Origin of the sequence: Sphingomonas aquatilis, assembly GCF_014196115.1 — a bacterium.
Lineage (GTDB): Bacteria > Pseudomonadota > Alphaproteobacteria > Sphingomonadales > Sphingomonadaceae > Sphingomonas > Sphingomonas aquatilis.
In genome coordinates, this window is sequence record NZ_JACIDB010000022.1 from 1 (window position 1) to 10,895 (window position 10,895).

Genomic DNA, 10,895 nt, shown 5'->3' on the forward strand with positions numbered 1-10,895 from the left:
CAGAAGCTGGTCCAAAACGTCCTTGTCGATTGCCATATCGATGGTCCCTTCCATTCCATCCTATGGCCTCCCGCACAAAATTCCTGACAGTCCCGCTGCTGCCGGCACCGCTAACCCACCGGCACAATCTCGACGATCCAACCGCGCTGTTCGACACGATGGAGACGCCAGGCGCGCGCTCGCGCATCGGTCTCGCTCACGGCTCGATCCGCGACTTCTCGTCGCGCGGCGAGGCGCAGAACCAGATCGCACCTGATCGCGCGCAGCGCTCCAACCTCGACTATCTTGCGCTCGGCGACTGGCACGGGAGCCTCAGGGTCGATGCGCGCACCTGGTACTCAGGAACGCCAGAAACCGACCGCTTCCAGCGGGATGAGCCGGGCTACGCTCTGCTCGTGACGCTTGAGGCAGGGGCGGAGCCGTCGGTATCGCCAATCCGTACTGGCAGGTTCCAGTGGCTGATGCGCTCGTGGACGGTGGCCGACGCGGAGGGCTTTGCCGCCGAGTGCGACCGGCTGCTTGCGCAGGTCGAACCATCGGCAACCCTCCTGCAGCTCTCGCTCTCGGGTATCGTCAGTTTGTCCGATCGTATCGCGATCCTTGCGCGTCTCGACAATGACCTGCGCCATCGCCTGCGCCATCTGGTGGTTACCGCCGACGATCTCGTCGGTCGGCCGAGCGAACAGGATTTGGCAGACCTGCGGGTCGAGGGAATGATAGGTACGGCCGCGGGCAAGCTGATGAGCATGATAGAGGCCGGTGGCAGCGACGGCGCCATTGCCAGGCGCGCGCTTGAGCGCCTGTTTGTGGAACATCAGCGTGGGCAGGACGCGGCATGAGCCTTCGAATCCGGCGCGTTGCGCTTTCAAACTTCCGCAAATACCGCGACCCCTTCGTGCTCGACGGGCTGACCAACGGGCTCAACGTCATCATCGAGCCCAACGAAACTGGTAAGTCGACGCTGCTGGAAGCGATGCGCGCCGCCTTCTTCATCCGGCACAACACCGCCAACCGGCTTGCGCGTAGCTATGCGCCTTACGGTGAGGCCGTCGCTCCGCAGATCGAGATCGGCTTCGAGGCGAAAGGTGAGGCGTGGGAAGTCAGCAAGCGCTTCCTGAAAAGTGCTTCGGTTGAGGTTCGGGGACCGAACGGGCGTGCGCAGGGCGAGGATGCCGAGGCGCAGCTGCAAGCACTGCTCGGTGCGCGTCGCGACACCAGCCAGGGCGGCGACGCGGCCGCCCACGGCGCACTCGGCCTGCTGTGGGTCGGGCAGGCACAGGCGCTTGAAGTGACGGCGCCGGGTGAGATCGTGCGCGACAGCGTTCGCGCTACGCTGGAAGCTGAGGTCGGCACGATCATGGGCGGTGCCGCCTACCAGCGTGTTCGTCCCCGCATCGACAGCCAGTTCGCGGAATACTGGACCAACAGCGGTCGGCCGACCGGTCGCCAGACCGCGGCACGCGACGAGCATGAGGCAGCACAACGCGCCGCGAGCGAGGCGGCCACTCGGCTTGCCGCCTTGGAACAAGGCTTCTCCGATCTCGAGGCTGCGCGAGCGCGGCTAAAGGTGCTAGACCGCGATCTTGCCGATACCACCGATGCTGAGCAGCGTCGGACGCTGGTAGGCCAGCTCGATGTGGCGCGCTCTGCCGCTCAGCTGCTCGACACACGCCGCGCAGAGCACGGCCGCCTTGTCGAACGCGTCAGGGCCCTTGAGGATCTCGCATCGCGCCTCGCAACCGCCCGCAAAGCTGTCAGCGACACGGCTACGGCGCTCAGCAAGGCACGGGATAGTCGATCCGGCTTGGTCGGGGAGCTGGCGGCCGCACAGGAAAGAGCGAGGATAGCCCGTGAGCTGCTAACCCGTGCTCGTGACACTCGGCGGACCGCTCACGCGGCACTTGATGCTGCTCGGATTCGGGCTGCGGAGCGCGAGCGCCGGGGGGCAATCGGCGAGGCACGACGGCGTTATACCGAGTTGGTTGGGCTGGAGGCCGAATACGAAGCGACGCGACAGCTCGCGACTGCGACGATCCCTGCCACCGTCATCAAGGCCCTCGAAGAACGTGAACGTGCCGTGGACAAGGCGCGGGCGGCTATGGATGCCGGTGCGACGCGGATAGAGTTCGCCGGTGATGTCAGCGGTCTGACGATCGACGGAGCTGCGGCGGAGCGTGGAGACCGCATGCTGTCTCGCGAGACGCGCATCAGACTGGGCGATGCCGAACTGATCATCCGTCCGCCGGTCGGGCTGCAAGGCGCCGAGACGGCACTCGCCAATGCGACCGATGATCTGAACTCAGCCTTGGCTGAGCACGGGGTGGAGAGTGTCGCTGCGGCTCGTGATCGTAACGAGGCGGCACGAGACGCGGTCGCCAACCTTCGCACGCTTGAAGCGCGGATCGCCGGGATCACGCCTGCCGTGACGCTGCTCGACGTCGAGGCGGGTGCTTCGGCCCTGAAACTTTTCATCGCCGGATTGCGGGAAGGCGCGGAAGGGGAGGGGAGTGGCGAAGAACCAGACGTCGAGGCGCTGACGATCGCGTCACGTGAGGCGGATATAGCGCTGGCAAAGGCTGAAGGTGTCGATGCGGTGGCATCCGAGCAGTTGCGCGAGGTGGAGGCGCGCAATGCTCCATTGATGGTTCAGGAAGCTGGCGCCGAGCGGGATGCGCTGAATGTCGCGGCCCAGCTTGCCACCCTGGAAGCCAAGTCCGAGGTGGCCTCGCTTGACGACGCTTTGCGCGATGCGCGCCAGCAGGAGGCGGCAGCGCTCGTCAACCTGCAGGATGCCGAACGCGCGGCGACTGCGCATGACGTTGTGACGATCGAACGGCAGATCGGACTGCTGGACAAGCGGGTCGAGGTGGCCCGGGCCCAGCGTACCGACCTGGAAAAGGTGATTGCCGGGCTCGAGGCGCGGATCGAGGCGGAAGGCGGCAAGGGGCTGGCCGACCGCGCCGCAGTTGCGCGTGAGGAGGCTGATGCCGCAGCTGCCAATCTGGCACGTGTGACGCAGGAAGCCGAAACGCTGAAGTTGCTTCGCGACACTTTGGAGAGCGCACGCGCCGAGACGTCACGGACGTTCGTCGGGCCTGTGGCGCGGCGTGCGCGCCGGCACATCGAACGGCTGCTGCCGGGCGCGGACCCCGGCTTTGGCGACGACCTTGGCCTGGCGTCGATTGCGCGGGGCGGATTAGCCGAGGGTTGCGGCGATCTCTCCAGGGGCACGCAGGAACAGCTGGCAGTCCTCACGCGGCTTGCCTTTGCCGACATGCTCCTCGAGCAGGGCATGCCGGTCTCGCTGATCCTGGACGACCCGCTGGTCTATTCGGACGATACCCGCCTCGATCTTATGACCGAGATTCTGACGGAGGCAGCAACGCGAATGCAGGTCATCCTGCTTACCTGTCGTGATCGCGCCTTTCGCCATCTTGGTAACCGGATTAGCCTGGCGGGAGGTCGGTAACGGAACCTAGAAATTCTGGTGGTTAGCGGACCGGCCGCTTTTGGGTAAAGCAAGGCGCATAGCTGACGTTGGCTACCGCGGCCCCCGTTCCGATTGGGATCCCATGCGAGACGGGATCCCGAAACCTTGGGGTGTCATCTCGCCCTCAACCGGACCGGCCACCAGCGGCGCATTTTTCAACAGCCCCGGTCGATTTTCTGGCGGTCTGGCTTTCCGTTTCGCCACGCTCGACAAGCAGTTCGGGAAACGGCACCCGCCTTGCCGTATGTCGTGCAACTCGCGCATTGGTAGTGCTGGCCGCCCTTCCCAATCGGGATAGGACAAACTGAAAGTCAGGCGATCGTATCCACCACACCGCCGTCAACGCGTAGCGCCGCACCGGTGGTCGCGGACGCTTGTGGAGAGGCGATGTACACGCACAGGTTGGCGACTTCCTCGACCGTGGCAGCGCGCTGGATGATCGAGGACGATCGGTGTGCCTTGACGAAATCGGCGCCGGCCTCTTCCAACGATTTGCCCGAGGCGACCGCATCCGCCAGCATCTCGGATACGCCCTCCGAGAGCGTCGGACCGGGAAGGATAGCATTCACCGTTACACCCGTACCCGCCATGCGCTTGGCGAGGCCACGCGACAGGGCGAGGTCGGCGGTCTTGGTCACGCCGTAGTGGATCATGTCCGCCGGGATGTTCAGGCCCGACTCCGAGGACAGGAACAGCACGCGACCCCAGCCCTTGTCGCGCATCCGCGGCAGATAGGCCCGGGACAGGCGTACGCCCGACAGCACATTGACCTTGAAGAAGCGTTCCCATTCCGCGTCAGGCGTCTCGAAAAAGTCCTGCGGGCCGAAGATGCCGGCATTGTTGACCAGGATGTCGACCGCCGGAAGCGCGGATACGATGGCATCGCATCCGGCTTCCGTTCCAACGTCTCCGGCTACACCGCGCACATCGGCATCCCCGACCTCACGCTTCAGCCTGGCCACCGCCTCCTGGGTGCGGCTCTCGTCGCGCCCGTTCAGGACGACGATCGCCCCGGCTGCCGCCAGCCCCTTCGCGATTGCGAAGCCGATACCGGCGGTCGAACCGGTCACGAGCGCTGTTTTGCCGGAAAGGTCGATGTTCATGCGCTATCTCCAGGGATGGCTTTTTAACCGTCGGAGGATTGCGTAACGTCAGCCCTGCGCGGCGAGTTGCGCCCGCACGGCGTCGGCCAGCGGCGTCGTCGGACGTCCGATCAGCTTCGAGAGCTGATGGCCGTCATCGAACAGCGCGCCGTTCGAGGCATCGACGTCCCACGCCGCGAGCCCTTCGGCGAAGCCCTCGGGCAGGCCGACCTGCTTCAGGATCGCAGCGTAGTCGGCCTGCGGCAGGTCGCGGTACGGGATGTCGCGACCCGTCTGGCGCGAGATCTCGGCGGCAAGGTCGGCAAGCGTCACCGCGTCGTCACCAGCCAGCTCATAGGTCTTGCCCTCATGGCCCTCGCTGGTCAGCACGACGGCTGCGGCCTCGGCATAATCGGCACGGGTCGCGAGCGACAGGCGTCCCTCGCCAGCGCTGCCGACGAACGCGCCATTCTCCAGAGCCGCCGGGATCGAGCCCGTGTAGTTCTCGGTGTACCAGCCATTACGCAGGAGGGTCGTCGGGATGCCGGAGGATGCCAGCATCGCTTCGGTCGCACGGTGCTCCTCGCCTAGGCTGATCGGCGAGCGGTCGGTGTGGAGCAGGCTGGTGTAGACGATACGCTTGATGCCCGCCTGCTTGGCGGCCTCAATGACGTTGCGGTGCTGCGGCTCGCGCTGCCCGACTTCGCTCGACGAGATCAGGAGCAGCGTGTCGACCCCGGCCAGTGCCGGAGCAAGCGTCTCGGGCTGCGCGTAATCGAACGCGCGTGCCTCGACGCCCAGATCGCTGGCCTTCTCGGGCGAGCGCACCAGCGCCACGATCGGCTCGCCGGTCGACTTGCGCTTCAGGCTTTCGATGACGAGGCGGCCAAGCTGGCCGGTCGCGCCGGTGACGGCGATGGTCATGACAATTCTCCTTCGATGACGCGTTGAGAGTTGAGATCAGTTGAAACGGAAGCCGGAGATGGCGGTCGACAGCACTTCCTCGGCATAGACCCGGGCGCCTTCGCCTTCGGCCGCGCCGGCCGCGACCATCAGGGGCAGCAGATGCTCCTCCTTGGCCGGGGGATGGGCGAACCGCGCCGAGGGCGCATCGGCCCATTGCGTAAGACGCTCGGCCCGCTGTGGGCCGTCCAGCTCCATGCTTTCGGCCAGCCACTGGTCGAACGCCTGCGAGCCGGGCGTCGAGCGCGGATCGCCATAGGCGCGCATGTTATGGAAGCTCATGCCCGAACCTAGGATCAGCACACCTTCCTCACGCAGCGGCGCAAGGGCGCGGCCCGCAGCGACATGGAGGGCCGGGTCCAGCCCGCGCTCGACGGACATCTCGATCAGCGGAATGTCCGCATCCGGAAAGGCGACCTTGAGGGGCACGAACACGCCGTGATCCAGGCCCCGCTTCGGGTCGACAGACGAGGGGATGCCCGCATCCTTGAGCAGAGCCGCGGCACGGGCGGCGAGCGCTGGTGCGCCCGGCACGTCGTAGCGCAGCTGATAGGTATGGGGCGGGAAGTTGTAATAGTCGTAGATCAGCTCGGGCCGTTCGGCGCCGGTGAAGGCGAAGCCGTCCGTCTCCCAGTGTCCCGAGACGACGAGGATGGCCTTGGGCTTCTCGGCAAGCGAGTTCGGCAGGCTGCGCAGGAACGCTTCCATACCGCTCCACACGCCGCGCGGATCGTCCATGAAGAAGCAGGGGCCGCCGCCATGCGGGATGAAGTAGGTAGGCTGGACGCTCATGGTCATACACTCCGGTGCAGGCGCCACGGAAGCCGCCTGGATCATTGTTCGATCTGTTGACCGGAATATGTGCCCGATATCGCGCAATGATAATCGTTCGCGTAGAAGGATCAGCTTCAACCACGGGTAGGAAATCATGGCTGATCGATTGACGGGTATGGACGTGTTCGTCCGGGCGATCAGGCTCGGTGGCATCTCTGCTGCCGCACGCGATCTGCACATGTCGCCGGCGATGGCGGCCAAGCACCTAGACGCCCTCGAAGCGCGGCTCGGCACCACGCTGATCCAGCGCTCGACGCGTCGGCTATCGCTGACCGAGGCAGGCACCGACTATTTCGAAAAGGCCGAACGTATCCTGATGGAGATCGGAGAAGCCGAGGCGGAGGCATCGTCGCGGTCGATCACCGCGCAGGGACTGCTGCGCGTCAGTGCGCCCGCCACCTTCGGCGTTCTGCACCTTGCCTCACTCATCCCTGCTTTCTCCGCACGTCATCCCGAAGTGACGATCGAACTGGGCTTCAACGATCGTTACGTCGACCTGCTGGAAGAACGTTGGGATGTCGCCGTACGGATCGGGCGCCTCGCCAACAGTGCGCTTGTTGCCCGCAAGCTCGTGGCGATGCGCGTCGTGTTGTGTGCCGCACCCTCTTATTTGGCGAGGCGGGGAACGCCAACCCGCCTGGCCGATCTCGGCGATCACGATTGCCTGGGCCACACCAACGCGTCGCTTGCAGGAACGACATCGTGGGCGTTCGGCAAAGACGGGACGATCAAGGTGCCGATCTCAGGATCGATGTGTTCCGACAATGGCGAGGCCTTGGTTCGCGCTGCCATCGCGGGCCAAGGGCTGGTCTATGGGCCACGCTTTATTGCGGCAGAGGCGCTTCGCGCCGGCCAATTGAGCGAGCTTGAGCTGGACGAGCCGCCTATGATGCTGGGAGCGGCATATGCCATCACACACCCGACGCGGCGCCCCGCCGCCAAGACGCGGGCGTGGATTGACTTCTTAGCCGAAGCACTCCCCGCTCTTGGCACCGATTGGTGAGAGGCCGAGCTAGCAGACGTCCCGAGTTTTCACCCGAGGACCGCGTCTGCTATCTCAAAACATCACGGTCTTTTATGATTGTAGATATCAGTGACCCAGCGAAAGCGACGCCCACAACCGCACATGGCTGGCATCGATAACGCCGAGGCTTGGTCCTTTTCAGTTGGTGCGGCGGGGGCCGCGGGCACGGCGGACGTTGCGGGTGAGCGTGAACCGCATCACTGCCAACCCTCGATGACGATCTTGCCGCGTGCGGTAGTGCTCTCAAGCGCCTGGTGCGCACGCTTGAGGTTCGCGGCGTTGATGGGGGAGAACCGTTCGGTGAGGGTGGTGCGCACGTCGCCGGCGTCCACGAGGCTGGCGATGGTCGACAGGATCTGACCCTGCGTTTCCATATCAGCGGTCTCGAACATGGACCGGGTGAACATGAACTCCCAGTGGGTCGACACCGACTTGCGTTTGAATGGTACGACATCGAGCGTCTTGGGGTCGTCGATGAGCGCAAAACGTCCCTGCGGGGCGATCATCTCGGCGATCTGCTCGATATGCTCGTCGGTGTGCGTGGTCGAGAAGACGAAAGCCGGCGCGCCAATGCCCAAATTCGCCACTTGCCGAGCCAGCGGCTGGCGATGATCGATGACATGGTGCGCACCGAGCTCGGCCACCCAGGCCTGCGTTTCAGGGCGCGAGGCTGTCGCAATGACGATCAGCTCGGGTACCTGGCGAGCAAGCTGGATTGCCATCGAGCCTACCCCGCCGGCACCCCCGACAATCAACAGCGCATGTGCTGCACCGGCTACAGGAGTACGCACGGACAATCGCTCGAAGAGGGCCTCCCACGCAGTGATCGCCGTCAGCGGCAACGCCGCTGCCTCTGCCCAATCGAGGCTAGCCGGCTTCTTCCCGACAATGCGCTCGTCGACCAAGTGCAACTCGGCGTTGGTCCCATCGCGGCCGATGCTACCCGCGTAGAACACCTCGTCGCCCGGTTCGAAGCCGCGCACTTCAGGGCCAACCGCGCGAACGACACCGGCGGCATCCCAACCCAGGACGCGCCAATCACCGTGGATCGAACCCGAGCCAGCGCGCACCTTCGTGTCAACCGGGTTTACCGAGACAGCCTTGACCTCGACGAGGAGATCACGGCCGGTAGCGTTGGGATCGGGAAGTTCGATATCGACGAGAGCTTCTGTGCGATCGATCGTTCCGGGCTGCTGGTAGCCGATTGCGCGCATGATAAATCCTATCGTCAGAGGCTATATAGCGAATTTTGTTACCTACGGGATACGCACAAGCGACGTCGCGGTTCGACATCGTCCTCAGGCTGGCGACGGCGTGGCTGCCGCTGCCGTCTTCCCCGTGAGGTCAGTGATGACCGCGCCGATCAGCGCCCGTAGCCAGCGGTGTGCGGGATCATGCCGATAGCGGACGTGCCAAGCCATTTCCACGGGAAAGCTGCCAAGGTCGACCGGAGCCGGCAGGATCTTCAGCCGGGGGTCGTGCATCAGCCGCCTGCAGATGAGCGAGGGCAAGGTGGCGCAATAGTCGGTCACCGCCACCATCTCGGCTACCGCGAAGAAGTTTGTCACGGAGATTGCGACGTCGCGCTTCAGCTGCTGTTGCGCCAGCGCCTGGAACAGCCCGGCGCGCATCCGTCCGGGCGGCACGATGTTGACGTGCTTCATCGCCTCGAACTGCTCGCGCGTCATGGCATCGCCGACGCCCGGATGGTCGGCGCGGACGGCGCAGGCGAGCCCTTCGTCCATCAGGTGCTGGACGACGAGGTTGTCGGGCGGATCGACGATGCGGCCCAGCACGAGCGCCGTCGTGCCCGACACGACGCCTGTTTCCACAAGATCGTTGCCGTAGGGCGTCAGGCGGAGCTTGATGCCGGGCGCGACCTTCTCCAGGCGCGCCACGACAGCGGGGACCAGGACGAACTCGACATAGCCGTTCGGCGCGATGGTGAAGAGCCGTTCGGCCTGTGCGGGATCGAAGGCCTGCTGACCGAGGACCGCGTCGTCAAGCTGCGCGAGTGCCTCGGCGATCAGCGGTGAGAGTTCAAGCGCGATCGGGGTCGGCTGGATGCCGTAGCGCTCGCGGACGAACAGTTGGTCCTGAAGCATCAGTCGTAGACGCGATAGGGCATTAGACAGGGCGGGCTGTGTCATGCCCATTCGCTCGGCGGCCCGCGTGACGCTGCGCTCCTCCATCAACGCCACGAAGATCGGCAGCAGGTTCAGATCGTAGCGCACGCAGTCATCCTGTCAGACGTATATCTGACATTAGAAAGATAAACTTCTAGAATATATCAACTAGGCCCATTTCCCATCCATCGGCGACGGGCGCCGCGAACATGGAGGTTCAGATGAGCAAGGGTCAGGTTCTCGTTCTTGGATCGAACGCGACACAGCTCGGTCTGCGTGGCGGCAGTACCGCAACGGTCGGTCAGTATCTCAACGAAACGGCAGTCCCCGCGCTGGCACTGCTCGACGCCGGCTATGATATTGTTCTCGCTACGCCCAATGGGACCAAGCCGCACATCGATGCCGGTTCCGACACGAAGGACCACTTTGGCGGTGATGAGGCGGCATACCAGCGCGCCAAGGACTTCTTCGCCAGCCACCCGGCCATGAACGACGTCCGCACGCTGAAATCGGTCGTCGACGAGGGTCTGGACGGCTTCGTTGGCGTGTTCGTGCCGGGAGGTCACGCGCCCATCGTCGATCTGATGCAGGACCGCGATGCGGGCACGATCCTCCGTCACTTCCACGCGGCGGCCAAGCCGACCGCGCTCCTCTGCCACGGACCGGTGGTCGTTGTTTCTACGCTCGACGATGCTCCGGCCTTCCGCAAGGCGCTGGAGGAAGGCGATGACGCCGGGGCGGCCGACCTGGCGCGAGACTGGATCTACTCAGGCTACCGCATGACCGTCTTCTCGGCGAGCGAGGAGAAGATCGCTGAGGAGCAAGTGCTGAAGGGCGAGCTCTTCTTCGACATGGAAAAGGCGCTGCGGTCGGCCGGTGGCGACGTCTCTGTCACCGACAAGAACTTCGCTTCGAATGTCGTCGTGGACCGGGAGCTGATCACGGGTCAGAATCCGGCGTCGGACCAAGCCATGGCCGACGCTTTGATCGAAGCCCTCGATCGCGCCGCTGCGTGAGTACCAGGATGACGGGCGGGGCGCTCAGGATGCGCCCCGCTTCGGATATAACCAGGACAGGATATGGTGCCATGACCGCCAACGTGAAGATCGTCGCCGTCCTAACCGCCCGTGCGGATACCGTCGACCGCCTGCGCGCTCTGCTCGACGCCATGCTAAAGCCAAGCCGTGCCGAACCGGGCAATTTGCGCTACGATCTCTGGCAGGACCAGAGCGATCCGAACCGCTTCGTCCTCGACGAGCTGTACGCGGACGCGGATGCGGTGGGACTGTCAGGAATTTTGTGCGGGAGGCCATAGGATGGAATGGAAGGGACCATCGATATGGCAATCGACAAGGACGTTTTGGACCAGCTTCTGG

At 64.6% G+C, this 10,895-nt stretch carries 10 protein-coding genes; 5 read left to right on the plus strand and 5 right to left on the minus strand.

Annotation, left to right across the window (positions count from 1 at the left end):
- Together GGR47_RS18710 and GGR47_RS18715 are read left to right on the plus strand one after the other, a co-directional pair.
- Positions 1–839, plus strand: an 839-nt coding sequence (locus tag GGR47_RS18710) for a metallophosphoesterase family protein (RefSeq protein ID WP_221204877.1), incomplete at its 5' end; no start/stop codon positions are given.
- A complete protein-coding gene (locus GGR47_RS18715) occupies positions 836–3,469 on the plus strand; it encodes an AAA family ATPase (RefSeq protein WP_061780453.1) in 2,634 nt (877 codons plus the stop codon). The genes GGR47_RS18710 and GGR47_RS18715, both read left to right, overlap by 4 nt.
- A gap of 332 nt (positions 3,470–3,801) precedes the next feature.
- On the opposite strand, the gene GGR47_RS18720 is transcribed toward GGR47_RS18715, so the two are convergent.
- From GGR47_RS18720 to GGR47_RS18730, 3 genes are read right to left on the minus strand one after another with little or no spacing between them, the layout of a single operon-like run.
- On the minus strand, positions 3,802–4,593 hold the full coding sequence (locus GGR47_RS18720; RefSeq protein ID WP_061780454.1) for an SDR family NAD(P)-dependent oxidoreductase: 792 nt from the start codon (positions 4,591–4,593) through the stop codon (positions 3,802–3,804).
- Between the two features lie 48 nt (positions 4,594–4,641).
- Complete coding sequence (locus GGR47_RS18725; protein WP_043061431.1) at positions 4,642–5,496, minus strand: SDR family oxidoreductase; 855 nt, start codon at positions 5,494–5,496, stop codon at positions 4,642–4,644.
- Positions 5,497–5,532: 36 nt separating this feature from the next.
- The gene (locus GGR47_RS18730; protein ID WP_174521625.1) at positions 5,533–6,333 is read right to left on the minus strand and encodes a DODA-type extradiol aromatic ring-opening family dioxygenase; all 801 of its coding nucleotides are present in this window, start codon (positions 6,331–6,333) and stop codon (positions 5,533–5,535) included.
- Positions 6,334–6,484: 151 nt separating this feature from the next.
- Here GGR47_RS18730 and GGR47_RS18735 point away from each other — a divergent pair, with 151 nt between their 5' ends.
- Positions 6,485–7,372: a LysR family transcriptional regulator gene (locus GGR47_RS18735; RefSeq protein WP_243403486.1), complete on the plus strand. Its 888-nt coding sequence runs from the start codon at positions 6,485–6,487 to the stop codon at positions 7,370–7,372.
- Between the two features lie 218 nt (positions 7,373–7,590).
- Here the strand turns inward: GGR47_RS18735 and GGR47_RS18740 are convergent, their stop codons facing one another.
- Together GGR47_RS18740 and GGR47_RS18745 are read right to left on the minus strand one after the other, a co-directional pair.
- Positions 7,591–8,607, minus strand: a complete 1,017-nt coding sequence (locus tag GGR47_RS18740; protein ID WP_043061433.1) for a zinc-binding alcohol dehydrogenase family protein — start codon at positions 8,605–8,607, stop codon at positions 7,591–7,593.
- 84 nt (positions 8,608–8,691) lie between these two features.
- The gene (locus tag GGR47_RS18745) at positions 8,692–9,627 is read right to left on the minus strand and encodes a LysR family transcriptional regulator (RefSeq protein WP_043061434.1); all 936 of its coding nucleotides are present in this window, start codon (positions 9,625–9,627) and stop codon (positions 8,692–8,694) included.
- 113 nt (positions 9,628–9,740) lie between these two features.
- Here GGR47_RS18745 and GGR47_RS18750 point away from each other — a divergent pair, with 113 nt between their 5' ends.
- Together GGR47_RS18750 and GGR47_RS18755 are read left to right on the plus strand one after the other, a co-directional pair.
- Complete coding sequence (locus GGR47_RS18750) at positions 9,741–10,535, plus strand: type 1 glutamine amidotransferase domain-containing protein (RefSeq protein WP_061780455.1); 795 nt, start codon at positions 9,741–9,743, stop codon at positions 10,533–10,535.
- Between the two features lie 71 nt (positions 10,536–10,606).
- Positions 10,607–10,834, plus strand: a complete 228-nt coding sequence (locus tag GGR47_RS18755) for a putative quinol monooxygenase (protein ID WP_183949614.1) — start codon at positions 10,607–10,609, stop codon at positions 10,832–10,834.
- The last annotated feature ends 61 nt before the right edge of the window (positions 10,835–10,895 follow it).

Excerpts from the sequence above, each read along its gene's own strand:
- GGR47_RS18715 (WP_061780453.1), top strand. The coding sequence starts at position 836 with ATGAGCCTTCGAATCCGGCGCGTTGCGCTTTCAAACTTCCGCAAATAC.
- GGR47_RS18720 (WP_061780454.1), bottom strand. The coding sequence starts at position 4,593 with ATGAACATCGACCTTTCCGGCAAAACAGCGCTCGTGACCGGTTCGACC.
- GGR47_RS18725 (WP_043061431.1), bottom strand. The coding sequence starts at position 5,496 with ATGACCATCGCCGTCACCGGCGCGACCGGCCAGCTTGGCCGCCTCGTC.
- GGR47_RS18730 (WP_174521625.1), bottom strand. The coding sequence starts at position 6,333 with ATGACCATGAGCGTCCAGCCTACCTACTTCATCCCGCATGGCGGCGGC.
- GGR47_RS18735 (WP_243403486.1), top strand. The coding sequence starts at position 6,485 with ATGGACGTGTTCGTCCGGGCGATCAGGCTCGGTGGCATCTCTGCTGCC.
- GGR47_RS18740 (WP_043061433.1), bottom strand. The coding sequence starts at position 8,607 with ATGCGCGCAATCGGCTACCAGCAGCCCGGAACGATCGATCGCACAGAA.
- GGR47_RS18750 (WP_061780455.1), top strand. The coding sequence starts at position 9,741 with ATGAGCAAGGGTCAGGTTCTCGTTCTTGGATCGAACGCGACACAGCTC.
- GGR47_RS18755 (WP_183949614.1), top strand. The coding sequence starts at position 10,607 with ATGACCGCCAACGTGAAGATCGTCGCCGTCCTAACCGCCCGTGCGGAT.